General features: G+C 69.0%; 18 protein-coding genes. 10 read left to right on the top strand and 8 right to left on the bottom strand.

Annotation, left to right across the window (positions count from 1 at the left end; genetic code table 11):
• Positions 1 to 65 precede the first annotated feature (65 nt).
• Entirely contained in the window at positions 66 to 1004 is a 939-nt protein-coding gene (locus B0E54_RS14115) for an ABC transporter permease (RefSeq protein ID WP_234583897.1), read from the bottom strand.
• Positions 1005 to 1204: 200 nt separating this feature from the next.
• Entirely contained in the window at positions 1205 to 2806 is a 1602-nt protein-coding gene (locus B0E54_RS14110; RefSeq protein ID WP_234583895.1) for an ABC transporter substrate-binding protein, read from the bottom strand.
• A gap of 446 nt (positions 2807 to 3252) precedes the next feature.
• Between B0E54_RS14110 and B0E54_RS14105 the strand changes: the two genes are divergently transcribed.
• Together B0E54_RS14105 and B0E54_RS14100 are read left to right on the top strand one after the other, a co-directional pair.
• A complete protein-coding gene (locus B0E54_RS14105; protein ID WP_234583894.1) occupies positions 3253 to 4113 on the top strand; it encodes a bifunctional methylenetetrahydrofolate dehydrogenase/methenyltetrahydrofolate cyclohydrolase in 861 nt (286 codons plus the stop codon).
• 128 nt (positions 4114 to 4241) lie between these two features.
• Positions 4242 to 5192 (top strand): malate dehydrogenase, encoded by a 951-nt coding sequence (locus tag B0E54_RS14100; RefSeq protein WP_234583893.1) that lies wholly within the window; start codon positions 4242 to 4244, stop codon positions 5190 to 5192.
• Positions 5193 to 5329: 137 nt separating this feature from the next.
• Here the strand turns inward: B0E54_RS14100 and B0E54_RS14095 are convergent, their stop codons facing one another.
• Complete coding sequence (locus B0E54_RS14095; RefSeq protein WP_234583891.1) at positions 5330 to 6178, bottom strand: MBL fold metallo-hydrolase; 849 nt, start codon at positions 6176 to 6178, stop codon at positions 5330 to 5332.
• Between the two features lie 137 nt (positions 6179 to 6315).
• Here B0E54_RS14095 and B0E54_RS14090 point away from each other — a divergent pair, with 137 nt between their 5' ends.
• Entirely contained in the window at positions 6316 to 7533 is a 1218-nt protein-coding gene (locus B0E54_RS14090) for an NADP-dependent isocitrate dehydrogenase (protein ID WP_234583889.1), read from the top strand.
• A gap of 299 nt (positions 7534 to 7832) precedes the next feature.
• On the opposite strand, the gene galT is transcribed toward B0E54_RS14090, so the two are convergent.
• The 3 genes from galT to cysC form a co-directional block, all read right to left on the bottom strand.
• Positions 7833 to 8909 carry a galactose-1-phosphate uridylyltransferase gene (gene galT, locus B0E54_RS14085; protein WP_234583888.1) on the bottom strand — a complete coding sequence of 359 codons (1077 nt, stop codon included), beginning with the start codon at positions 8907 to 8909 and terminating at the stop codon, positions 7833 to 7835.
• Positions 8906 to 9730 carry a DeoR/GlpR family DNA-binding transcription regulator gene (locus tag B0E54_RS14080; protein ID WP_234583887.1) on the bottom strand — a complete coding sequence of 275 codons (825 nt, stop codon included), beginning with the start codon at positions 9728 to 9730 and terminating at the stop codon, positions 8906 to 8908. The genes galT and B0E54_RS14080 overlap by 4 nt, the downstream gene beginning before the upstream one ends.
• 112 nt (positions 9731 to 9842) lie before the next feature.
• Entirely contained in the window at positions 9843 to 11372 is a 1530-nt protein-coding gene (gene cysC, locus B0E54_RS14075) for an adenylyl-sulfate kinase (protein WP_234583885.1), read from the bottom strand.
• Between the two features lie 272 nt (positions 11373 to 11644).
• On the opposite strand from cysC, the gene B0E54_RS14070 reads away from it, so the two are divergent.
• The 5 genes from B0E54_RS14070 (at position 11645) to B0E54_RS14050 (ending at position 15818) form a co-directional block, all read left to right on the top strand.
• On the top strand, positions 11645 to 12559 hold the full coding sequence (locus B0E54_RS14070; protein ID WP_234583884.1) for an ABC transporter ATP-binding protein: 915 nt from the start codon (positions 11645 to 11647) through the stop codon (positions 12557 to 12559).
• On the top strand, positions 12552 to 13457 hold the full coding sequence (locus tag B0E54_RS14065) for an ABC transporter permease (RefSeq protein ID WP_234583883.1): 906 nt from the start codon (positions 12552 to 12554) through the stop codon (positions 13455 to 13457). Before B0E54_RS14070 ends, B0E54_RS14065 begins: the two co-directional genes overlap by 8 nt.
• A complete protein-coding gene (locus B0E54_RS14060) occupies positions 13457 to 14368 on the top strand; it encodes an ABC transporter ATP-binding protein (protein ID WP_234583881.1) in 912 nt (303 codons plus the stop codon). Before B0E54_RS14065 ends, B0E54_RS14060 begins: the two co-directional genes overlap by 1 nt.
• A 1-nt stretch (position 14369) precedes the next feature.
• Entirely contained in the window at positions 14370 to 15080 is a 711-nt protein-coding gene (locus B0E54_RS14055; protein ID WP_234583880.1) for an ABC transporter permease subunit, read from the top strand.
• 93 nt (positions 15081 to 15173) lie between these two features.
• Positions 15174 to 15818 carry a hypothetical protein gene (locus B0E54_RS14050; protein ID WP_234583879.1) on the top strand — a complete coding sequence of 215 codons (645 nt, stop codon included), beginning with the start codon at positions 15174 to 15176 and terminating at the stop codon, positions 15816 to 15818.
• A gap of 47 nt (positions 15819 to 15865) precedes the next feature.
• Here the strand turns inward: B0E54_RS14050 and B0E54_RS14045 are convergent, their stop codons facing one another.
• Entirely contained in the window at positions 15866 to 16795 is a 930-nt protein-coding gene (locus tag B0E54_RS14045; RefSeq protein ID WP_234583878.1) for an endonuclease/exonuclease/phosphatase family protein, read from the bottom strand.
• A gap of 79 nt (positions 16796 to 16874) precedes the next feature.
• Positions 16875 to 19439, bottom strand: a complete 2565-nt coding sequence (gene valS, locus B0E54_RS14040; protein WP_234583877.1) for a valine--tRNA ligase — start codon at positions 19437 to 19439, stop codon at positions 16875 to 16877.
• A gap of 576 nt (positions 19440 to 20015) precedes the next feature.
• On the opposite strand from valS, the gene B0E54_RS14035 reads away from it, so the two are divergent.
• Positions 20016 to 23726 carry an AAA domain-containing protein gene (locus B0E54_RS14035; RefSeq protein WP_234583876.1) on the top strand — a complete coding sequence of 1237 codons (3711 nt, stop codon included), beginning with the start codon at positions 20016 to 20018 and terminating at the stop codon, positions 23724 to 23726.
• Positions 23723 to 25513: a hypothetical protein gene (locus B0E54_RS14030; protein ID WP_234583875.1), complete on the top strand. Its 1791-nt coding sequence runs from the start codon at positions 23723 to 23725 to the stop codon at positions 25511 to 25513. The genes B0E54_RS14035 and B0E54_RS14030 overlap by 4 nt, the downstream gene beginning before the upstream one ends.
• Positions 25514 to 25555: the final 42 nt, after the last annotated feature.

The raw sequence follows: 25555 nt of genomic DNA, 5'->3' as shown, positions 1-25555 counted from the left end.
CCTCGCTGCGCTCGGCGCCGGCACGAGAGGCCAAGCGCGCTGCGCTGATGATTCGTTCGCTGCGCTCACTCATAGCGGATCCTCGGGTCGAGTACGGCGTACAGGACGTCCACCACCAGGTTCGAGACCAGGTAGACCACGACGAGCACGCTGACGATGCCCACCACCAGGGGGCCGTCCTCGGTGCGGATGCCGCGGAAGAGGTTGAAGCCCACGCCGGGGATGTTGAAGACGCCCTCGGTGATGATCGCGCCGCTCATCAGGTTGCCCAGTTCCACACCGAGGAAGGTGACCACCGGGATGAGCGAGTTGCGCAGCACGTGGACGGTGACGATGCGGCGCTTGACGAGGCCCTTGGACCGGGCGGTCCGGACGTAGTCGGCGCGCAGGTTCTCGGCCACCGAGGTGCGGGTCAGCCGCAGCGCGGTTGCCAGCGACAGTGAGCCGAGCACGATGCCCGGCAGCAGCAGCGCGTAGAACGTCGGCTGGGAGCCGGCGGTGGGCGGGAAGAGCTGCCACTTGACGCCCAGGAAGTACTGGGCGATCGGCGCCAGCACGATGGTCGGGATGCCGAGCACGAGCAGGGTCAGCACCAGCGTCGAGTTGTCGAAGATGCTGGCCCGGCGGATACCGGCGACCACGCCGGCGCTGACTCCGAAGATGATCGCCACGGCGAGCGCGATGAGCGCGAGCTTGAGGGTGACCGGCCAGGCCGCCTGCAGGATGTCACCGATCTGGCGGCCGGTCAGGGACTGGCCGAGGTCACCCTGGAGCAGGCTCTTGACGTAGTCGAAGTAGCGGTAGAAGAAACCGCCGACGCCTGTCGCGTCGAGGTGGTACTTCTCCGTCAGGTAGGCCCGTTGGGCCGGCGTCACCGGGCGTTCGCCCGCGAGGGCCTGGATGGGGTCGCCCTGGCCGGCGAACATCAGCGCGTAGACGATCAGGGTGGTCCCGAAGAACGCCAGGACCATCTGCAGTAGGCGCCGCAAGATGTAGCGGAACATGCTTAGCAGTCTCTCCGGAAATGTGCGAAAGGGTCGCAGGACGGCATCTCTGGTCGTACCCGAAATGTCGGAGACGTGCCGTCCGGCCCGGGGGATGCCGGCGCCACCGACTCCGGGCCCGCGTGCGGCCCGGGCCGGATAGCGCGGTCCGGGCCACCCGGGCGTCGTTCGCCCGGATGGCCCCGCAACCGTTGGTCAGCTCAGCTGGCCGCTTCGATCTTGACGAGGTTGACCCGCTGGAACAGGTCCATCTCGACGTTCTTGACCTTGGACGAGTGGCCGAACACGTTCTCGCCGAAGCGGAGCGGGATCACCGGCATGTCCTTGGCCAGGATGTCCTCCGCCTGCTGGTACTTGGCAATCGCCTCGTCCTGCGTCTTGGCGGCGGAGCCCTCCTTGACGAGCTTGTCGAACTCCGGGTTGCTGTAGCCGTAGTAGTTCGACGAGCCGTTCGTGCTGTACAGCGGGCCGAGGTAGTCCTCCATGGTCGGGTAGTCCATGACCCAACCCATCCGGAAGGCGCCCACCGGCTCCTTCTTCTCGACCTTGGTCAGCAGGTCGGCGAACTTCGGCTCGGCCACGCCGACGGCGTCGACACCCAGGTTGGCCTTGAGCTGGTTGACCGTGGCGTCGACCCAGTCCTTGTGACCGCCGTCGCCGTTGTAGGAGATGACGATCTTCGACGGGCCGCCGGCGGCCTGGTAGAGCTTCTTGGCCTCGGTCGGGTTGAACTCGCCCGCCGCGCCCGCGGTGTTCTCCCGGTAGCCCGGCAGGACCGGCGAGACGAAGGAGCGTGCCGACTGCTGCGAGCCCTTGAAGACCGACTTGGTGATCTCGTCACGGTCGATCGCCATCGAGATGGCCTTACGCACGTCCGGCTTGCTGTAGTCCTTGTCGAACGTCGGGAACGCCAGGAACTGGAACGACGACATCGGGCTGGTCTGGTACCGGTCGCCCAGGTCGGACGGCGCGGTGCTCAGGCTCTCGGTCGGGATCGTCGGCAGCACGTCCAGGTTGTCCGCCTGGACGTCCGCGTAGGCCGCGGTCAGCTGCTGGTAGATCCGGAACTCGATGTTCTGCACCTTGGGCTTCTCGCCCGGGTACGCGTCGTAGCGCTCGACGTCGATCTTGCTGTCGTGCTGCCAGGTGCCCTTCATCTTGAAGGGGCCCTGCCCGATCGGAGCCTGCTCGTAGGAGTCCTTGACCACGCCCGGCGCCGAGAACGCGGCGTCCGGCATCGGGTAGAACGCGGTGTAACCGAGCATCGTGCGGAAGTCGATGTACGGCTCGGAGAGCGTCACGGTGAAGGTCAGGTCGTCGACCTTCTTCAGCCCGGACATCTCCTTGGCCTTCGGCTCCTTGCCCTGCAGGTCCGCGTAACCAGCGATCTTCTCGAAGAAGAAGTTGCTGTCCTGACCGTTGGGGGCGTACGCGCCGTAGTTCCACGCGTTGATGTAGTCCTCGGACGTGACCTTCTCACCGTTGTGGAAGGTGTAGCCGTCCTTGAGCTTGATCGTCCAGACCTTGTTGTCGGACGACGTCACCGACTGCGCGGCGACCTCGTACGGCTTGTTCTGGGCGTCGTAGTCGACGAGCGGGCTGAACAGGCCGGTGAGGACCTGCGCGCCGGACGTCTCGGTGGTGTTGGTGGGAACCAGGTGCTTCGGCTCGCCGATCTGGATGCTGACGGCCGAGGTGCTGCTGCCACCGGATCCACCGTCTCCGCCGCTGCCGCAGGCCGCGAGGCCCAGCGTCACCGCGAGCGGGAGGGCGGTCCAGGCGGCGAGTCTACGAACTCGCATAGAGCCTCCTCATCTCCTCACGCTGCGCAGTCAGGCCCGACGCTGGGTTTACGCTGCGCAACAAGCGGTAACGGTAGGTCGGGTACCGGCCGTCGACAACGGCAAGGTTGCGGGCGCGTAACGGTCCGAGGACGCATTCCTTGCGGGGTGCGGCCATGCGTGCTACCCCAAACCGGACTCACGTTGCTGAGCTGCGCATTCGTTCATGAGGACGGACGGTTCTGTCGCCTCCTGTGATGGACTCGACCGCCTTCGGCGGCTTGTCCGGTCCCGGCCCGCTTCCCGGGTTCCGGCCATTTTTGCGGTGACGGGTTGCACAAAGCGTCACTCACAGTGATGAGTGACACGTAACTCATCGTTACCGGTGGCGGAGTGGCGGGGGCCTCGGTGGCCGGCCACGGTGAGGTCTCCGGAACGGCAGGTGCCGGACATGAGACGATCTGGTGGTGACGGCGACGCTTCTGGACGGCAAGGCGACCGCAGCGGAGATCAAGGACGAGCTGCGGATCCGGGTGAAGGCTCTCGCGGAGCGCGGCATCACCCCCGGGCTCGGCACGGTCCTGGTCGGGGCCGACCCGGGCAGCCAGGCGTACGTCAACGGCAAGCACCGTGACTGCGCCGAGGTGGGTATCGCCTCGATCCGCCGGGAGCTGCCGGCCGACGCCACCCAGCAGCAGGTCGACGACGTCCTGGCCGAGCTGAACGCCGACCCGGCGTGCCACGGCTACATCGTCCAGCTGCCGCTGCCCGCCCACCTGGACACCCAGCGCGTGCTGGAGCTGATCGACCCCGACAAGGACGCCGACGGCCTGCACCCGGTCAACCTGGGTCGTCTCGTCCTCGGCTACGACGGCCCGCTGCCCTGCACCCCGCGCGGCATCGTCGAGCTGCTCCGCCGCCACGACGTCGCGCTGCGCGGCGCCACCGTGGCGGTCGTCGGCCGGGGCAACACCGTCGGCCGTCCGCTCGGGCTGCTGCTCACCCGTCGCAGCGAGAACGCCACAGTCACCCTGTGCCACACCGGCACCCTCGACCTCGCCTCGCACACCCGGGCCGCCGACATCGTCATCGTCGCGGCCGGCGTACCGGGGCTGCTGACCGCCGACATGATCAACCCGGGCGCGGTGGTCGTGGACGTCGGCATCACCCGGGTGATCGGCCCGGACGGCAAGGGCCGCTACACCGGCGACGTCGACCCGGAGGTGGCCGAGACGGCCGGCGCGCTCGTTCCGATGCCCGGCGGCGTCGGTCCGATGACCCGCGCCATGCTGCTGACCAACGTCGTGGAGCGCGCCGAGCGCGGCTGACGCGTCGACGGTGTCCCACGAGTGCCGTTCGCGTCTGTCCGGTCATAACTGTCCGCCCCTGGCCGGATCGGTGCCAGGATGGCTGATACGGTCCGGAAAACCGACTGGTATCAGGGAGTGGGACGACCATGGGTAAGAAGGTCACTGTCGTCGGGGCTGGCTTCTACGGCTCCACCACCGCACAGCGCCTGGCCGAGTACGACGTCTTCGACACCGTTGTGATCACCGACATCGTGGAGGGCAAGCCCGCGGGCCTCGCGCTCGACCTCAACCAGTCGCGGGCCATCGAGGGCTTCGAGACCAAGGTCGTCGGCGTGACCACCGGCCCGAACGGCGAGGGCTACGAGGCCATCGAGGGCTCCGACGTCGTCGTCATCACCGCTGGCCTGCCCCGCAAGCCGGGCATGAGCCGGATGGACCTGCTGGAGACCAACGCCAAGATCGTGCGGCAGGTCGCCGAGAACGTGGCCAAGTACGCCCCCAGCGCCGTCGTCATCGTCGTCTCCAACCCGCTGGACGAGATGACCGCCCTGGCGCAGATCGCCACCCAGTTCCCCAAGAACCGGGTGCTCGGCCAGGCCGGCATGCTCGACACCGCCCGGTTCAGCAACTTCGTCGCCGAGGCGCTCAACGTGCCGGTGGCGTCGGTGAAGACGCTGACCCTGGGCTCGCACGGCGACACCATGGTCCCGGTGCCGTCCAAGAGCACCGTCAACGGCAAGCCGCTGCGTGAGGCGATGCCGGCCGAGCAGATCGAGGAGCTGGTCGTCAAGACCCGCAACGGTGGCGCCGAGGTGGTCGCGCTGCTCAAGACCGGTTCGGCGTACTACGCCCCGTCCGCTGCCGCCGCTCGGATGGCCAAGGCCGTGGCCGAGGACTCCGGCGACGTCATGCCGGTCTGCGCCTGGGTCGACGGCGAGTACGGCATCTCCGGCGTCTACCTGGGTGTCGAGGCCGAGATCGGCGCCGAGGGTGTCCGTCGGGTCGTCGAGACCGACCTGGACGCCGACGAGCGGGCCAGCCTCCTGGCCGCCGCCGAGGCCGTCCGCGCCAAGCAGGGCGACATCTCCAGCATGTGAAACACCAGAGCACTCCGAGGGGGCGCGTCGGCTTCGCCGACGCGCCCCCTCGCCTATCCCCACCCCACCCACACCCGCCCCCGGTGATCAAGAGCTTTGCGTCACCACGACCGCGATCCCTGACCCAAACCTCTTGATCAACACGGCTCACCGGCCCGGCGGGGCGGGGGCGGGGCGGGGGTGGGGGTGGGGGTGGGGGTGAACGGGGTGGAGAGGTGGGGGGTGGCCAGGACGGTGGGGGAGTGGGTGTGCAGGACCGCCAGGCGGGAGGTGCGCGCCTGGTCGGGGTCCACCTCGTGGGCGTACGCCAGGGTGGGGTCGATCAGCTGCACCAGGTGCACCAGGAGGTCGCCGGTGAGCAGCATCCGTTCGTCGGCGGCCGTCAGGAGCACCGACTGGTGGCCGGGGGTGTGCCCGGGAGTGGGCAGCAGTCGTACCGCAGGGGTCAGGGTTGTCTCGCCGTCGACCACCCGGAGCTGGCCGGCGGCGCGCAACGGCGCGAGCAGCCCGGCCGGCAGCCCCGGGTTGATCGTCTCCGCCGCCTCCAGTTCGGTGCGCTGGAGCAGGTAGTTGGCGTTCGGGAAGTACGGGCGGCCTGGTGTGCCGGTGACCGCCCAGCCGATGTGGTCGCTGTGCAGGTGGGTCAGGACGACCGTGTCGACGTCGGCCGGGTCGATGCCGGCGGCGGCCAGTTCGGCGGGCAGCCGGCCGGGCACCGGCGCCCAGCTCGCGGCGGGTGCGTCGGTCGGGCCGATCCCGGCGTCGACGAGGGTGACCGGGCCGTCGCCGGAGCGGATCGCGAAGCTGCGAAACGGTAGCCACCACCGCCCGTCGGCGGTGACCGAGGCGGGGTCGCGGCGGTCGGCCTCCTCCCACTGGGCCGCCGTGGCGTGCGGAAACGCCTCTTCGCGGGGCTGGAAGAAGGCGCCCTCGCCGTCGGTGATCGCGGTAACCGTGATAGACCCGAGGGTGCGGCTCAGTGGCATCGAGCGATGGTGTCAGGGAACTGCTGTGCCATGCAGCCCGGTTTTCACCTGCCGGCGAGGCCGGCTGAGGGCTGCCGGCCCAATTGCAGTACGCTCGTACTGCTTGAGCACGTGTCCCCCGAGAGGAGCGCCGGCCGATGGCGAAGATCAAGGTAAACAACCCGGTCGTGGAGCTCGACGGCGACGAGATGACCCGGATCATCTGGAAGCAGATCCGGGAGCAGCTGATCCTGCCCTACCTCGACGTCGACCTGCACTACTACGACCTGTCGATCCAGTACCGCGACGAGACCGACGACCAGGTCACCATTGACGCCGCCAACGCCATCAAGGAGCACGGCGTCGGCGTCAAGTGCGCGACCATCACCCCGGACGAGGCCCGGGTCGAGGAGTTCGGCCTGAAGAAGATGTGGCGGTCGCCCAACGGCACCATCCGCAACATCCTCGGCGGCGTCGTCTTCCGCGAGCCGATCATCATGTCCAACGTGCCGCGGCTGGTCCCCGGCTGGACCAAGCCGATCATCATCGGCCGGCACGCCCACGGTGACCAGTACAAGGCCACCGACTTCGTCGTCCCCGGCCCGGGCACGGTGACCATCACCTACACCCCGGCCGACGGCGGCACGCCGATGGAGATGGAGGTCGCCAACTTCACCGGCGGCGGCATCGCCATGGGCATGTACAACTACGACGAGTCGATCCGGGACTTCGCCCGGGCCTCGTTCCGGTACGGCCTGGACCGCAACTACCCGGTCTACATGTCGACCAAGAACACCATCCTCAAGGCGTACGACGGCCGGTTCAAGGACATCTTCGCCGAGGTGTTCGAGACCGAGTTCAAGGCGGAGTTCGACGCCGCCGGCCTCACCTACGAGCACCGGCTCATCGACGACATGGTCGCCGCCGCGCTCAAGTGGGAGGGCGGGTACGTCTGGGCCTGCAAGAACTACGACGGTGACGTGCAGTCCGACACCGTGGCGCAGGGCTTCGGCTCGCTGGGTCTGATGACCTCGGTCCTGCTCTCCCCGGACGGCCGTACCGTCGAGGCCGAGGCCGCGCACGGCACTGTCACCCGGCACTACCGGCAGTACCAGAAGGGCGAGAAGACCTCGACCAACCCGATCGCGTCGATCTACGCCTGGACCCGGGGCCTGGCCCACCGGGGCAAGCTGGACGGCACGCCGGCGGTGACCGAGTTCGCCAACACCCTGGAGCAGGTCATCATCGACACCGTCGAGGGTGGCCAGATGACCAAGGACCTCGCGCTGCTCATCTCGCGCGACGCCCCGTGGCTGACCACCGACGAGTTCATGAACGCGCTCGACGAGAACCTGGCCCGCAGGCTCGCCGCCTGATTCGACCGCACCGCACCGGAGCCCGTCGGCACCCGCCGGCGGGCTCCGGCGTGTCTGCCGGCTGACACACCCGCGGCGTCACCCCGGCCTGGCACGCCTCGTTGACCAGGGTGGACGAGATGCCAGTCGCGTCCAAGGAAGGTTGACCGCGGTCGACCGCGGATGCGTGCCGATCAGCCAGCCTTCCCGGCTGTGACGTGCACAGCCAGCCGTCCCTTCCCTGCGGGGGGCCCTGTCCCGGGCCCCCCGCGCCCTGTTCCCCGTCAAGCCCCGTCGCTGGTCCTGCCCGTCCGCCGGGCTCAGGCGGCGCGGAGCAGCTCGGCGGCGCGCTCGGGCGAGATGTCGTTGATGAAGACGCCCATCCCCGACTCGGAACCGGCCAGGTACTTCAACTTGTCCTTCGCCCGCCGGATGCTGAAGAGCTGAAGGTGCAGGTGGCCCAGCTCGCGGTCGATCCGTACCGGCGCCTGGTGCCACGCCGCGATGTAGGGCATCGGCATGTCGAACAGGCCGTCGAAGCGGCGCAGCAGATCCAGGTAGAGCGGCCCGAAGGCGTCCCGCTCGCTGTCGTCGAGCGCCGGGATGTCCGGCACCACGCGCCGCGGCGCGACATGCACCTCGAACGGCCAGCGGGCCGCCGCCGGGACGAACGCCGTCCAGTGGTCGTTCTCGGTGACCACCCGCTCACCGGTCTTGCGTTCGGCGGCCAGCACGTCCGCGTACAGGTTGCCTCCGCCGGTCCGCTCGGCGTGCCGGCGGGCCGCGGCCAGCAGCGCCCGGGTGCGCGGCGTCACGAAGGGGTACGCGTAGATCTGCCCGTGCGGGTGGTGCAGGGTGACGCCGATCTCGACGCCCCGGTTCTCGAAGCAGAACACCTGCTCCACCCCGGGCAGCTCGCCGAGCACCGCGGTCCGGTCGGCGAGCGCGTCCAGAACGGTGCGGACGCGACGCGGCGGGAGGCTGGCGAAGGAAGCGTTGTGGTCGGAGGTGAAGCAGACCACCTCGCACCGGCCCACGCCCGGCCGGACCGGCGTGAAGGGGGTGATCTCCCCGGGCTCGTCGGTGACCCGGCCGCTCAGCGAGGGGAACCGGTTCTCGAAGACCACCACGTCGTAGTCCGGCGCGGGGATCTCGGTCAGCCGGTCGCCCACCGACGGGTCGAGGGGGCACTCGTTCGCCGGCGGCAGGAAGATGCGGGTCTGCCGGTGCACGGCCACGGCCACCCACTCGTCGGTCAGCGGGTCGTAGCGCAGTTGCGACGCGGGTGGCGGTGGCGGCAGGTCCCGGCGGTCCGGCTGGTCGCGGACGGCGTCGTCGTTCTCGTCGAAGTAGATCAGCTCCCGGCCGTCGGCCAGGTCGATCGCGGTGCGCTTCACGTCGCCGTCTCCTCACTCGTCGGCGTGCGCGTCGCGCGGCCCGCCCTTGTTGCCTTCACCATGATCAGTTCGCCCACCTGTTCGCCGAGTACCCGTCGTGCGGGCGGAGGCAACGCCTCGTCGCTGACCAGCACGTGGGCTGCTGCCAGCTCGACGATCGAGGAGATGCCCACGGTGCCCCACTTCGTGTGGTCGGCGAGCACCACCAGCCGGTCCGCCGCGGCCACCAGCGCCCGGTCGATCTCCGCCTCCATGAGGTTCGGGGTGGTGAAGCCGGCCCGCTCGGTGATCCCGTGGACGCCGAGGAAGAGCAGGTCCAGGTGCAGCCGCCGGACGGCGCCGACCGCGAGCGGGCCGACCAGCGCGTCCGACGGTGTCCGTACGCCGCCGGTGAGCACCACCGTCTGGTCGGGCCGGCCTCCGCCGTGCAGGATCTCGGCCACCGGCAGCGAGTTGGTCACCACGGTCAGGCCGGGAACGTCCACCAGGCGGCGGGCCAGTTCGGCGGTGGTGGTGCCGGCGGAGAGGGCGACCGCGGCGCCGGGTCGGACGAGTTGCGCCGCCCGGTCCGCGATCGCGGCCTTCTCCGGCAGTTGACGAACCGACTTGGCGTGGAAGCCCGGCTCGTCGGTCGAGCTGGGGCCGGCCGCGGTGGCGCCGCCGTGCACCTTGGCCAGCAGGCCGCGCTCGTGCAGGGCCTCCAGGTCGCGGCGGATGGTCATGTCGGAGACGCCGAACTCGGTAGCCAGGTCGGTCACCCGGACGCCACCGGAGGACCGGACCCGATCCAGGATCGCCGACTGCCGCTGCTGAGCGAGCATCCGCCGTGCCTCCCAGGGGTCCACGTACTCTCACGCGGTCGAACGTGTTCCAACAAAGATGAACACTAGCGCGTGCCTGGAACCGGCGGAAGGAAAGGGGTGGACCGACGCGTCAGGCCGACTGGATCTTCAACTCCACCCAGCCGCTCTCGGTCAGGTGGTGCAGCACGGCCTGCACCGCGTCCGCGACGCTCAGGTGGGTGGTGTCGAGCACCAGGTCCGCGTCCGTCGGCTCCTCGTACGGGTCGTCGATGCCTGTCATGCCGGTGAGCAGACCGGCGCGGGCACGGGCGTACAGGCCCTTGCGGTCCCGCTGCTCGCACACCTCCAGCGGCGTCGCCACGTGCACCAGCACGAAGCCCGCCCCGGCGGACAGGGCCATCTCCCGTGCCGTCGCCCGGGCCGCCGCGTACGGGGCGATCGGGCAACAGATGCCCACACCGTGGTGCCGGGCTATCTCGGCCGCCACCCAGCCGATGCGGCGGACGTTGAGATCCCGGTCCGCCTTGCTGAAGCCCAGCCCGGCGGAGAGCTCCCGGCGTACCACGTCACCGTCGAGCAGGGTCACCGTCCGGTCACCGCTCTCGCGCAGCGCGTCGGCCAGCCCTCGGGCGATTGTGGACTTGCCGGAGCCGGAGAGACCGGTCAGGAAGACCACCAGCCCTCGGTGCCGGCGCGGCGGCCGGGAGCGGGCCAACTCCTTCGCCACCGCCGGAGGCGTGTGCCACTCGGGCAGCGGGAAACCCCGGTCGAGCAGGTCGTCGATCTCGTCCTGGGTGAGCGCGAGGCGCCGGTTACGCGGCGGGATGTCCTCCCGCCAGCGCCACTGCCCGTCCCGGTTGTCGTACGCCAGCTCGCGCGGCACCAGCACCCGCAGCCCCGAGCCGGAGAGCATGTCCCCCGTCGAGAGCAGGTGGGTGACCCCGTAGGCGGCGGAGACGCGCGCACGCAGCAGAGCGTCGCTGATCTCCTCCCGGCGGTGCGACAGCGGCACGGCCACCAGGGTGGCCGGGGGCATCCGGTCCCGGGCGGCGAAGATCGTACGCACCAGCGCCTCCGGCGCGAGCCCGCCGACACCACCCTCACCGACCGGGATCATCACCAGCAGGTGCGCGGCCAGGGTGCGGGCGGCGTGCGCGATCTGGGCGAGCTGCGGTCGGTGCAGCGGACGGTCGGCGATGACCCCGAGCACCCGGCCCGGGGGCAGCAGCGCGCGGACCTCCTCGGGGCTGCGCCGCAACCGCTGGAACGGGCCGTGACCGGCCTCGCCGAGCCGGCGGAGCTGGCCACCCAGTCCCGCCACGCCCTCGCGTACCGGCCAGACGTCCGCGACGTTTAGAGCGGCGACCGGGGCCCCCTCGCCGTCGGTCAGGACCAGGGCCCGGCGGGCCGGATCGCGCGGGTCGAAGCCCTGCGCCAGCGCGGCCGGCACCTGCAGGGTCACCGGAACCTGCCACGGCGTGCCGTCGGCCAGCCGGCCGCGTCGGCTCACCGACACCAGGTCGGCACGGGTCATGAAGCCGGTCAGGGGGGCGTACGCGCCGGTCAGCAGCAGCTCCAGATCCGCGAGCTCACCGGGACGCGGCGTGTACGCCGGCGCGTCCCGGAGCACCTCGTCGGGCAGCACCCAGCCGTTGCTCATCCACACCCCCCACTCGCTGACCGGCACACAGTTTCGCAGCCGACCGGCGATCGGTCGAGGCCGCCACTCCACGATCCGGACGGTCGGGTCAGCGACGGACCTCGGCGACCCACCGCCGACCGCAGCCAGTTCCGGAGTTTGCGCTCGTCGCGGATCCGCGGAGGTTCGTCGTTGCCGTCGGCGGACCTTAGGGGTGGGCCGCCGCGAGGATCAGGGGAGGGCCGGGGGCGTGCCGGTGTCGTTGGGGGGCATCGACTCCCTACGCTGGCGTCGTGACACTGATCGCGACCCAGTCGCTCACCAAGACGTACGGAGGTCGGGTCACCGCGCTCACCGACCTCACCGTCGCCGTCGAGCCCGGGATCATCGGCCTGGTGGGCGCGAACGGCGCCGGCAAATCCACCTTGATCAAGATTCTGCTCGGCCTGATCGCCCCGACCAGCGGTCAGGTCTCGGTGCTCGACATCGACCCGACCACCGAACCGGCGGCGGTCCGTGCCCGCGTCGGCTACATGCCCGAGCACGACTGCCTCCCACCGGACCTGTCCGCCGCCGAGCTGGTGACCCACCTCGGCCGGATGAGTGGCCTGCCGCGTACCGCGGCCCGCGAGCGCGCCTCGGAGGCGCTGCGCCACGTCGGGCTCTACGAGGAGCGCTACCGCCCGGTCGGCGGCTACTCCACCGGGATGAAGCAGCGGGTCAAGCTGGCCCAGGCGCTGGTGCACGACCCGGACCTGCTGCTGCTCGACGAGCCGACCAACGGGCTGGACCCGGCCGGCCGCGACGCCATGCTGGCCCTGGTGCACCGGATCGGCACCGAGTTCGGCATCTCCGTGCTGGTCTGTTCGCACCTGCTCGGCGAGGTGGAGCGGATCTGCGACACGCTGATCGCCATCGACGGCGGCCGGCTGCTGCGCGCCGACAACATCTCCGCGATGACCTCCGCCACCGACGTGCTCGCCGTCGAGGTCAGCGAGGGCACCGAGGAGCTCGCCGCCCGACTCGCCGAGCTGAAACTGCCTGTCGCGCGGGACGGGCGACTGCTCCTCGTGCCGCTCGCCGACGACGGCACCTACGACCTGATCCTCGGCGCGGTCGCCGAACTGGACCTGCCACTGCACCGACTGGACCAGCGCCGGCACCGGGTGGCCGAACTCTTCGCGACGAGGGAGCTCTCCCATGCCTGAGCCGACCGCAGCCGCCGTGCGCCAAGCGCCGACAGGCGTCATCCACGACATCGGCTACCAGCGCTACCAGGGCCCGAGGCTGGGCCGCCGCCAGGTCTTCGGCGCCCTCTACCTGCACGGGCTGCGCACCGCGTTCGGGTTCGGGCGCAGCGCCAAGGCCAAGATCTTCCCGTGGCTGGTGGTCGGCATCGTCTCCCTGGTCGCGGTGGCCCTGGCCGCGGTACGCAGCCAGATCGGCGAGCCGGTCGCCACGTACGCCCAGTTCGCCGACGCGATGAGCTGGCTTGTCATCTTCTTCGTCGCGGTGGTCGCTCCGGAGCTTGTCTCCCGGGACCTGCGCAGCGGTGTGCTGCCGCTGTACTTCTCCCGGCCGCTGCCGCGCTCCGACTACGCGCTGGCCAAGCTGCTGGCGCTGGTCACCGCCCTCTGGCTGCTGCTCGGCGGGCCGCAGCTGCTGATGTTCCTGGGTGCCGCGTTCACCACCAAGCAGGGCATGCGCGGGGTGTGGAACGAGCTGCTCGACCTGCTGCCCGGGCTGCTCTACGCCGGGCTGTGGGCGCTGGTCTTCGCCTCGGTCGGTCTGCTGGTCGCCTCGCTGACCGGCAAGCGCGCCTTCGCCGCCGGTGGGGTGGTGGCGGTCTTCCTGATGACCACCCCGATCGTCGGGGTGCTGAGCATCCTGCCGTCGCGCGCCGCCAACGAGCTGGCCGGGCTCGCCTCGCCCTCCACGCTGGTGCAGGGGGTGGGCATCTGGTCGCTGGGTGACCTGCTGGTCGAGGGCGATCCGGGCGAGATGATGATCGGCGGGTTCGGCCCGGTCTACGCGCTGGCCGCGGTGCTGTTGGTCGCCGGCGCGACGGCCCTCCTGCTCGCCCGCTACCGGAAGGTCGCCTCCTGATGAGCACGCTGAGCCTGACCGGGGTGTCCCGGTGGTACGGCAACGTGGTGGCCGTCAACGACATCAGCATGGCCCTGGGGCCGGGCGTGACCGGCCTGCTCGGTCCGAACGGCGCCGGCAAGACCACGCTGCTGCACATGATGGCCGGGTTCCTCGCCCCGTCGCGCGGCACGGTGACCCTCGACGACGAGCCGACCTGGCGCAACCCCGACGTCTACCGGCGGCTGGGGCTGGTCAGCGAGCGGGAGGCGGTGCAGGGCTTCCTCACCGCGTACGAGTTCGTGCTCGCCAGCGCGAAGCTGCACCGGCTGCCCGATCCGGCGGCGGCGGCACGACGGGCCATCGACCTGGTGGAGCTGGAGTCCGCGCAGGACCGCCGGATCGGCACGTACTCCAAGGGCATGCGCCAGCGGGCCCGGGTGGCCGCGGCGCTGGTGCACGACCCGCAGGTGCTGCTGCTCGACGAGCCGTTCAACGGCATGGACCCGCGCCAGCGGCTGCACATGATGCAGCTGCTGCACACCCTGGGTGACGCCGGCCGGACGATCCTGTTCAGCTCGCACATCCTGGAGGAGGTCGAGCAGGTCTCCGGAACGGTGCAGGTGATGGTGGCCGGGCGGTTGGCGGCCTCCGGCGACTTCCGGACCATCCGTCGGTTGATGACCAACCGCCCGCATGTCTTCGCGGTGCGGTCGACCAACGACCGGGCGCTGGCCGTCGCGCTGATCGCCGAGCCGTCGGTAAGTGGGGTCGAGTTGGACCCCACCGGCCTGACCGTGCGGGCCGGTGACTACGGCGCCTTCACCCGGGCGCTGCCCCGGATCGCGCTCAAGCAAGGCATCCGGGTGCGCCAGCTGGTGCCGTCCGACGAGTCCCTGGAGAGCGTCTTCTCCTACCTGGTGGAGGCCTGACATGTCGACAGTTACCTGGATCACCGCGCGCGGGCTGTTCGGCCGGCGTCGGTTCCTGCTGCTGCTCCCGCTGCCGTTGGTGCTGCTCGGGCTGGCCATCCTCTGCCGGTCGCTGGGCGTGGACCCGGGCGAGTGGGGGCCGCCGGTGCTTGTCGGTCTCGGGCTGGCCGTGGTGCTGCCGGTGGTGGCGCTGATCATCGGCACGGGCGTGCTGGGCGCCGAGATCGACGACGGCACCGTCGTGCACATCCTGACCAAGCCGCTGCCGCGCTGGCAGATCGTGCTGCCGAAGCTCGCGGTGGCCGCCGGGGTCACCGCGGTCACCGTCGCGGTGCCGCTCTACGTCGCGGGCGTGCTCGCCGATTCGGTACGCCTCGGACTGGCCCTGGCGTTCGCGGCGGCGCTCGGGGCGCTGGCGTACTCGGCGCTGTTCCTCGCGCTCAGCCTCGTCACCCGGCGTCCGGTGCTGCTCGGCCTCGTCTACGTGCTCATCTGGGAGGGGCTGCTGGGCAACTTCGTCAGCGGCACGAAGGTGCTCTCCATCCAGCAGTACGTGATCGCCCTCGCCGACCGGCTCGCCCCCAGCGGGCTGCTGGAGACCAGCGTGTCGGTGCCGGTCGCCTCCGTGATGACCGCTCTGGTCAGTGTCGGCTTCACCGTGCTGGCGATCGACCGCCTGCGCTCGTTCAGCGTGGCCGGCGAGACGAGCTGAGGTAGGTGCGGGGTACGGTTCCGGCCAGCCCCCCGCTACGGGTAGGGCTGGCCGGATGGACCCGACGGGGTGCCGAAGCCCAGGCTAATTGGTGTGAGCGTCGAAGCGGAGTGGACATCGTTGGCTGAGCCGTACTCCCGGAGCAGCCGGCCGTGGCTCACCAGCCTGGCGGTCGCCGGCCTGGCGTGCGCGACGGTCGCGACGGCCGCCCAGGGCAGCGGCCGGTTCCACTGGTGGGCCGTCTTCATCCTGATCCCGGCCGCGCTGATCGCGGCCAGCGGCGGGCCGTTGCTGGCTCGGGGTGGCGGCCGGGCCTTCGCCGGGTACGTCATCGCCTGCGTCGGCACGCTGGTGTTCGTGGTGGGCGCGTTGCTGATGTTCGGGGCGATGGGGAAGGGCTGGCCGCTGCTGGTGGTGCTGCCCTGCCTGGCGGTCGCCGGCACGTACGGCTGGCGGGCCGCCCACCCGCTGGCCCGTGGCCTGCACCGCGCGGTGGGGCTGCTCGCGCTCACCGGCGCGCTGCTCGGTGTGACCCTGCAACTGATCCACATCCGTCTCGTCCACCTGGAGACGGGCTGGTGGGGCGTGTTCCTGATGCTGGCCGGGGCGATCGTGCTGGGTAACGCGGGCGAGCTGACCCGGCATCGGATGCCGTACCGGCTCCAGGCGATCACCCTGCTGGTCGGGCCGGCCGTGGCAGCCATCCTGCTCGGCCTGCGCTTCCTGCGCGGCTGGTGAGGACCCCGGCCGGCCCGGTGCGCCAGCGGCACACCGGGCCAGCCCGGTCAGGCGGTAACGGACACGGTGACCGTGCCGATGACGATCCGGTGATCGGAACAGGGGCCACCGCAGGTGGCTGAGATGGCAAGCGAGTCGCCGCTGTACGCCCCGACGATCCGATCATCGCGTACGAAGATCAGGTCGATCTTCTTGCCCTGGCCGCAGAGACCTTCGGTGTTGCCGTCGTACACGGTGGTTTCGCCGTACCCCAAGCAGCGGGTGTCGGTGTCGTCGAGTTCCCGGTAGGCACCGGTGTTGGCGTCGTTGTTCGACGTGTTCAGGCTGGACGAGTACCAGGAGTCGAGCCGTCCGTAGTGCGGCTGGGCGTTGAAGTCACCCGCGATCAGGACGGTGTCACCGCTGGCGGCGAAGCTGTCGATCCTGCTGCGCACCTCGTCCAACTGGGTCACGTTGATGTTCTTGCCGTTGATCACCGCGTTCGACGGGGTGATGTGCGTGGTGCAGAACCGCAGGTGCGGGCGTGCCTCGAGCGGCGCACAGAGCAGCTTGCGACGCTCGCTGGTGCCGTCCGCGGCCAACGCGTAGCGGTTGGCTGCTCCGAGCGGCGCGCGGCTGAAGAGGGCCACACCGAACGGCTCCCCGCCGCACGCGGTCTCGCTGTGCGCCTCGAACCGGGAGAAATTGCTGGCGTCCTGCGGCCAACCCGACGCCAGCAGGTTCGCCTGTACGGCCTTGTACTGGCCCCAACAGAGCTCGTTGAGGGCGGCGAAGTTGGCGGCCCGGTTCCGGATGGAGTCCGAGAGGGCCGGGATGAGGCCGTCGTTGGTGGCGCCTCGGTGGATGGTCCATCCGGCGACGTTCCACGTCCAACCGGTGTAGGTGGCGGTGACCGTCGCCGCCTGGGCGGGTCCGGCCAGTCCGACGGCGACGAGTAGCCCGGCTGTGAGCCCGGCGACGAGTGTACGAATGCGCATGATCCCCGTATTCATCGTGCTGGATGCTGATGGATGATCATCGCATCGGTCGGGATGACCGTCCAGCACGCATACCGGGTCAGAAGGCGCAGGCGATCACCAGCTCCGGGGTGCGGTCCGGGAGCAGGTCGAGCTTGCCGATCCGACCGGCCGCCCGTAGGTCGTCGGCGACCAGGGTGAGCTGCTCCAGCAGCGCCGCCGGGCCCAGCGCCTCGGCCAGCGGCACCTCCGCCTTCATGGACAGCTTCCGCTCCGACTTGGCCCGCCGCACCTGGCCCAGCGCGTCACCGGCGAGCCGCAGCAGCGCCGGATCTCCCGTCCCCTCGATCGTCCGGGCCACCTCGTGGGTGGTGGGCCAGGGCGCCCGGTGCACCGACCCGTACCGCCACCACGACCAGATCTCCTCGGTGACGTACGGCAGCACCGGGGCGAACAGTCGGAGCTGCACCGACAGCGCCGAGGCCAGCGCGGCCCGCGCCGAGTCGGCCGCCGCCCCCGTGCCGTACGCCCGCTCCTTGACCAACTCGATGTAGTCGTCGCAGAAGCGCCAGAAGAACGCCTCGGTGGCCTGCAACGCGGCGGTGTGGTCGTACGAGTCGAAGGCGGCGCCCGCGGCGCTGACCACGGTGCCCAGTTCGGCGAGCATGGCCCGGTCCAGCGGGGCGGTCGCCACCGCCCGCAACGCGTCCCCCGCGCCCAGGCCGAGCGCGAACTTCGACGCGTTGAGCAGCTTGGTGGCCAGCCGCCGGCCGACCTTGATCTGCGCCGGGTCGAAGGCCAGGTCCATGCCGGGCTTGCCGCTTGCCGCCCAGTAGCGCACCGCGTCCGAGCCGTGCTGCTCCAGCAGCGCCAACGGTGTGACCACGTTGCCCTTGGACTTGGCCATCTTCTTGTGGTCCGGGTCGAGGATCCAGCCCGACAGCACGGTGTCCCGCCAGGGCAGCACCCCGTGCTCGAAGTGCGATCGGACCACGCTGTCGAACAGCCAGGTCCGGATGATCTCCTGACCCTGCGGGCGCAGGTCCATCGGAAAGACCTGCGCGAACAGGGCCGGGTCGGTCTCCCAGCCACCGACGATCTGCGGGGTCAGCGACGAGGTGGCCCAGGTGTCCAGCACGTCCGGGTCACCGAGGAAACCGCCCGGCTGGCCGCGCTGCGACTCCTCATAGCCGGGCGCCGGATCGCTGGACGGGTCGACTGGCAGCGCCGACTCGTCGGGCGTGAGAGGGTGGGACCAGTCCGGCTCGCCAGCGTCGTCGAGCCGGTACCACACCGGCACCGGCACCCCGAAGAAGCGCTGCCGGCTGACCAGCCAGTCCCCGGTCAGGCCGCCCACCCAGTTGTCGTAGCGGTGCTTCATGTGCGCCGGCACCCAGTGCAGCTCCGCGCCCCGGGCCAGCAGCGTCGCCCGCAGGTCGGCGTCCCGCCCGCCGTTGCGCAGATACCACTGGCGGGTCGAGACGATCTCCAGTGGCCGGTCGCCGCGTTCGTAGAACTTCACCGGGTGGGTGATCGGACGCGGCTCGCCGATCAGGTCACCGGCGTCGGCGAGCATCCCGACGATCTCCCGGCGGGCGCCGTTGACGCTCTGCCCGGCCAGCGCCGCGTACGGCGCCGCGGGCACCCCGGTCGGCGGCTCCGGCACCAGCCGGCCGTCGCGGCCGATGACCACCCGCGTGTCGAGGTCGAGATCCCGCCACCAGGTCACGTCGGCGAGGTCGCCGAACGTGCAGACCATGGCGATGCCGGTGCCCTTCGCGGGGTCGGCGAGCGGGTGGGCGCGCACCGGCACCTCGACGCCGAACAGCGGGCTGCGCACTGTCGCGTCCACCAGGTCGGCGTACCGCTCGTCGTCGGGGTGGCAGACCAGCGCGACGCAGGCCGGCAACAGCTCCGGCCGGGTGGTGTCGATGAGCACCTCGCGTCCGCCCGGCCCGGTGAACCGCAGCCGGTGGTAGGCGCCGGGGCGCTCCCGATCCTCCAACTCGGCCTGGGCGACAGCTGTGGCGTAGCCGACATCCCACAGCGTCGGCGCCTCCGCCTGGTACGCCTCACCCCGGCGCAGGTTGCGCACGAACGCCCGCTGACTGGTGGCGCGGGCCACCCGACCGATGGTCGTGTACGTCAGGGACCAGTCCACCGAGAGCCCGAGCCGCCGCCAGAGGGCCTCGAAGACCTGCTCGTCGGCGACCGTCAGCCGCTCGCACAGCTCGATGAAGTTGCGCCGCGAGATCGGGGTGGGCTTGCGGCGCGCGGCTTCGTCGACAGGGGTGGCCGGGGGCCGCCACACCGGGTCGTACGCCAGGGCCGGGTCGCAGCGCACCCCGTACACGTTCTGCACCCGACGCTCGGTGGGCAGGCCGTTGTCGTCCCAGCCCATCGGGTAGAACACGGCCTTGCCGCGCATCCGCTGGTAGCGGGCGACGGTGTCGGTGTGCGTGTACGAGAAGACGTGCCCCATGTGCAGCTCGCCCGATACGGTCGGCGGCGGGGTGTCGATGGAGTACACGTCCTTCCGCTCCCGGGAGCTGTCGAACGCGTACGTGCCCTCCTCCTGCCAGCGACGCGCCCAGCTCTCCTCGAGCCCGTCCAGGGTCGGACGCTCGGGGACGCCGGCGCGGGTGGTCCTCGCCGTATCGGTCATCTGCCGATCGTAGGCACCTACCGGGTTCCCGGACCACGTAGTTGCCGCCGGACACGACGACCAGACTGAGCCGGTGGGGGGTTGCTCGCGGTCGTCGGCCGGCCGCTGCTGATGCCGCAACAGGTAACGCGGTCGACTGGCAGATCAGGTGCGGTGAGTGCAGACGCGGGAGGTGGATCGGCCCGGCGAAGCCGAAGGCTGATTTTCGGCTGGAGGTCGGTCAGACGATCACGCCGAATCAGGTTGGCGGCGAGCCTGCTGCCCGAGGTGATCGGCAAACCGCACGATCTGGCCGGGTTTGTGGAACGTATGCGCCCAGCCGCAGTGAGGCTGACCTTCCGCGATTGACAGCGGCCAGAAGTGAGCCGGAGGTGATCGTGGCGGTGTTGATCTGCTGATCGGCCGACCAGCATCTGTCTATGCATGAGGCGGTCGCCCCCCCCAGTACGTTGAGCCGTCCTTTCTGGACACCCGATTGATGCTCATCACCTTCACGGTTGGATATGTTCGGTTCCGGAACCTTCAGGTCAGCCCCGAGCGAATCCTGGTTACGCGCGACCCTTGGAGTGAGGCGAAATGGCCCTAAAAGCGGGTTATCTCCTAATCAACAGTCGTTACCAGCTGATCGGGTCGGAGATCTCGAAGGTGGGAGACGGTGAACTGTGGGGGGCAATCGACCAAGAGGAGGTCGGCAAGCCGCTGCTGCTCAAGGCGTGGGCGTTTCCGGACGGGCCCGACGGGGTGCGGCGGAGTCGGCCAGACGACGTGCAGCGCGCCCTGTGGGACGGTGAGCTGCGCACCCTGTACAGGATCCGCAGCACTCCCGGCTCGGAGGAGTCTCTGCTGCAGCTACGCGACGTTGGCATTGACTACGACCAGCGCTGCTTCGTGATGGTATTCGAGACCGCCGGGCTGCAGACGCTTGCCTCGCTGCTCGGCACCTCGCGCGGCGACAACGTCTGGCTCAACGGCCGTCCGGAGGAACGAGTCGGTCTGTGGCAGATGCTGGAACGCTTCACCGAAGGTCTCGGTTTGCTGCACGACCAGCAGGTGGTGCACCGCAATGTGGTACCCGAGTCGGTGTTCCTGGACCCAGATGATGGTCCCGGCACGGCCCGGCTCGGCGGCTTCGAGTGGAGCATCCGGCTGGGGCGTCCGGCGGCGGCCCCGGCGGGTGCCGCGAGCGTCGGATGGGAGACCGCCCCGGAGGCGTTCGACGGGGTTGGCGCCTTCGGACCGGATGCGGACTGGTTCGCGTTTGGGATGCTCGCCGCTCGGTGCATGCTGCCGATCGAACACCTCAATGCCCCTGGTGTGGCACCGCAAGTCCGTTATCGCAACGTACTGAAACAGCTCGACCGGCCGAAGTCTCGAATGACCGCGTTGGAGGCCGATTTCCTCCGACGTCTGATAGCCGAGGACCCGACGATTAGGCTGAGTCACCAGTCGGATATCTCCGCCACCATTCGGGAGATCATCGGGGTCCTACGAGACCCGGAGCGGGGGGATGGACCCTCCCGCAACCACATCGTCATTATCGACGCGAGTAACCGGCAACTCGTCGACGACTGCATGGACCGCGGGTTGCGCGAGATGATGGGGTTCGAACCGGGCGACGCCTTCGACCCTCAACGACCAGAACATCGCGGCCGGCTGCACGAGTTTCTGTACCAGGACTTCACCGATGGAGCGACCCTCACACCGACCCGAAACCGTGATCAGTATCTGCTTTCGGGACGTTCCGTGCACCTGAAAATCGCCCCGTCCACTAACGACATCGATGGTAAGAAGACCTGGCAGAACGCGTTCTGCCAGGGCAGCGCCGAGCATCTCACGGCGGACGCGACAGTCCAAGTGATCGTGCCACCCGGCCGACTGGAGTTCTTCAGCACGAGGGACAAACGTTCGCAGGGGTACCGGCTGGCTGGTTCGGCCCGGTGGGAAGACCTGTTGCCGCGAATTGACAAGTCCCGCAAGCGGCGCGAAGAACACGAAAGGTTTCTGGACTTCCTGCGGATCACTAACCAGGTGGACATCCTGATCCGGGACGCCGAGCTATTTCGATGCGAAATCATTGATGTGGTCGAACAGGACGGCACCTGTATAGAGGTGCAAGTGCGTGAAATCGACCGAGAGCACCCCGCGTTCCAAATGTTCAGCATCGACGGCGGGATGGCCGAGTTCCTGCTTCGAGAAAAGCACAGCGGCAAGGCCCGCAGCAACTTAATCCACCTCGGCTCACCGCACTCGGAAAGTATGGAGGTTCAATCCCGCCGGGGGGACCGTGATCCGGAGTGGACTGTGTCCGACGTTGACATCCCCTTCCGAACCGCGCGGCTGACCCCCCATCAAGACCTGCCGAAGATTCCCAAGGTTGGTGATGTGCACGTGCTGCGCACCAAGGGTCTCGGTGGTCAGGTGCTGCAGACCCGCCGGCGCAAGGAAGCGATCGCGAATCTGGCTACCCACTCATACCTGTTGGACAGCCTGACCAACCCGGGGCAGGTTTTGATGAACAGCGGGACAGCGCGACTGCCGATACCGCTGAGCCGTGACACGGTGGATGAGAGCAAACTGACCCAAATCCAGACTATCCTCGGGGTTCGGCCGATTTACACGGTCCAGGGGCCGCCTGGCACTGGCAAGACGCACATGGTGGCCTGGCTGCTGCGTGAGATCCTTGAAGAGGACCCGGTCGCGCAGGTCCTGATCACCGCCCAGGCCCATCATGCGGTGGACGTGCTGAGAGCCAAGGTCGCTGACACCTTCGAGGGAGTGCCCGAGGAGCGCCGCCCGCTGGCGATCCGGCTCCGTAGCACCTCCCAGGGCCGCAACGATGTTCTGGCGCCGAGCCCGGAGCGTGGCTCCGAACAGCAGGTGACCGGCGAATTACTAGCCCTTGCGATTGCTCGGATCGAGGCGCTCGACAGCCCGGCCGCATCACCTGTACAGGCCGAGTGGCTCAAGGCATGTCAAAAGATGGTCACAGACCTGCAAACCCAGAACGCCGAGACCACCAAGGAGTTCCGAGAACTGGTCAAGCGCAGCGCCAGCATCACGTACAGCACCACAAACGACGGCGACCTCGCCGCGCTCGGCGCCGACGTCTCCTATGACTGGGCGATCGTCGAGGAGGCCGGCAAAGTGCACGGATTCGAACTCGCGCTGCCGATGTTTCTCGGGCATCGGTGGCTGCTGATCGGCGACCCGAAGCAGTTGCCGCCGTACCGAATTGAGGATTACGACAAGGCAATCGCCGAGCTTGGCTCGACCGTGCATGCGCTGGACCAACTCCAGGCGCCGAACAAGAATATCGACCGGGACTTCGTGCACGGTTGGCGCGACCGTACCGAGGAACAGAAGCAGGAGTTTCAGAAGTACTGCACGAGGTGGTTGCGCCTGTTTGAGCGGTTGCACAAACTCACCGCCCACCACGAACCGGAGCAGGGGCTACTTACAGGCCAGCACCGGATGCACCCGACCATCGGCGAGTTGGTCTCGGAGGTGTACTACGAAGGCAAGTTGAAACACTTCACCCGGGACCCGCAGACCCTGGTTCCCAAGGCGAAAATCCTCCATAATCTACTCACACCGAACAAACTCAAGGATCGGGCGGTTGTCTGGCTCGACCTACCGACCGGTGATCCGCGCTCGCTGGAGCTGGCCACTCCGAAGTACCGCAGCCCGGCAGAGGCGCATGCCCTGGACAGGTTCCTCCGTACGCTGCGCTTCGACAACCCGGACCCGCTGGAGCTGGCAGTGTTGTCCCCGTACGCTCAACAGGTAGCTTACCTGCGTCGGCAGCTGGACACGCCGGAGTTTCGCGCTACGCTCCTAGAGGGCGGCTTGAAGCTGGCGCAGAACCCGCAGGAGTCGCAGTCCGTCCGCGAGGATCGGATGCCAGACGGGTTCTTCACTGTGGACTCCTTTCAAGGCAATCAAGCCGCGGTGATCGCGATCAGCCTGGTTCGCAACAACCAGAAGCAGAACGGTGAGGGCCTGGGCTTCCTGGTCGAGCCACAGCGGATGAACGTTCTGATATCCCGGGCGGAGCGGCTGCTGATCCTGGTCGGTTCATGGGAGTTCTTCCGTGCCCAGGTCGGTCATGTGTCCCGTAATCCCGACCAGTGGTCGAAGCTCCAACACCTGGCGTTGATGACCGACCGCTTAGAGACTTGGTTCGCCGAGGGTAAGGCGCTGCGGATGCCGGCGGATCTGACCGATTTCGCACCAGGTAACACCCTGCTGCGACCACAGTTGACCCGAGTGGGAAGCAGCCTCGGATGACGATGATCCGCACCTTGGTTCCGCTGCAGATGTATGTGGTCACCTACGAATTGGCGCACGGCCGTCCGTACAGCAGGTTTGAGGAACTACTGCTGAAGGCAATCTATGAGGCGAGCGACACCGGAGGCCGCACATCCCGGGAGCTCGAGAAGATCTTCCAGGTCCACCTCCGGCTGCTCACCGAGGGTCTGGTCACGTTGATCCAGGAAGGCTGGGTCGCGATGGCCCAGAAAGACACCCAGATCTACTATTTGGTGACCGCCGAAGGTCGGTCTACGGTCTCTACGGGCCGACGCCCGCTGCGGGTCCGGACCGCACACGCCCGTATCGTTCGCGAACGGCTGACCGGCCAGATGGCGCGGGCCTCGGACCTGAATCTGGTGACCACGAACAGTTTGCGACGCCTGCCACGAGGCGTGCCACGTCGGCAGGCCCTGCAGTCGCGGTTGATCCGGACGAAGGTCAACGGCGGTGAGGCCGAGCGCCTGCTGCCGCGTTCTGGCGAACAGCATGAGTGGGTTCGCTGGATCGACTCGGCCACCCGGGTCAGCCAGGACCTGCACTACCTGCCGATCCGAGTGGATCTTGATGCCGGCAAGGTGTTTGGCCTCCCGTACCAGTGGCATCACCTCACCAGCACGATCCTGCAGGAGGTCCGCGAACGGGTCCCGCAGTTTGAGGCGGATCAGGAATTCCAGGACGCACTCGGCCGGCTGATGCAGAGCACTCCGGATCGGGCCGCCGAACCCGACGACGAAACCGAGTCTGTCGTGCAGCAATGGGCCGAGCCGTACGCAAAGGCCGCCGTGAGCTGCGCCGACCTCACGTGGAACGGAGCACAGGGGCGCGCGGTCACGGCCGAGTTGCTACAACGGGCGCGCGGCAGTGTCTTGCTGGTCGCCGGCCACCTGGACCCGGCGGCCGCAGTCGAGTTGAAGGACGCGGCGCTCGCGCTACGAAGCCGTGGTGTGCACTGCGACGTGCTCTGGTCCTGCGCCGACGATCAGCCGGCCACCGCCATCGCGCGCACGATCAGCGCCATCCGCGCTGACGACTCGTTGCCGGGTAAAGTGCAGTTCAATAGGCAGCCGGCAACTGCGGTCGCTGACATGATCATTACGAGTACCGATGATGGCCCGGTGGTCGCCGTCGGTGCCGGGCTGTTCGGCTTGCCCGCACAAGATGGCGAATTGCGACCCGTGCTACGGATCACCGACCCAGCGGCGGCCGCGCAGCTCTCGCGGATTTGTGCCGGGTGGTGGGAGGAATTGCCGGGCTCCGACCCGGCACTTCCGGCACACCGCTGGAAGCACCTAGCCGAGCAGTGGGCCGGCGACTTAGCCCGCATCCCGGCGGTCGCCAGGGCGCCCGTAGCTTGTCCCGACGACCCGTCCTGTGCCTGCACCGGCGAAGTGCTTATTTTGGTCGGTCCGCAGCAGTCCGCGTTTCAGGACCGGCTCGCGGTCGAGCCGGGCGTGCGGTATCTGCGCACCGAGCCTGAGATGCCTGCCGATGAACTGGTCGTCGAGCTGAGCGGGCTGGACGATGCTGTTGGGCGAATGTTCCGGGTGGTCGGCGGCTCGGACGGTTGGCGGACCGTCCGGCGCAAGGCATCTACCTGGTTCACCGAGGTGGTACGGGCCGCGCCGCCGACCCGGGCACAGCGGATCCTCGCGGTGAACGGACAGTGGCTGGTGCAGTGCGGCGACCCAGACCGGTCCAGCATCTCGTTCTGCGTAGAGGGCCACGTCGGTGAACGGGCCTGGACGCAACTGGTTAAGACATGAGCAGACGGTCCGTGCAAGACAGTGGGCTGTGGAAGCCGAGCG

This window comes from Micromonospora sp. MH99, assembly GCF_021442385.1.
In the GTDB taxonomy this organism is placed as follows: Bacteria; Actinomycetota; Actinomycetes; order Mycobacteriales; family Micromonosporaceae; genus Micromonospora.
This window is presented reverse-complemented; position numbering and strand designations above follow the sequence as displayed.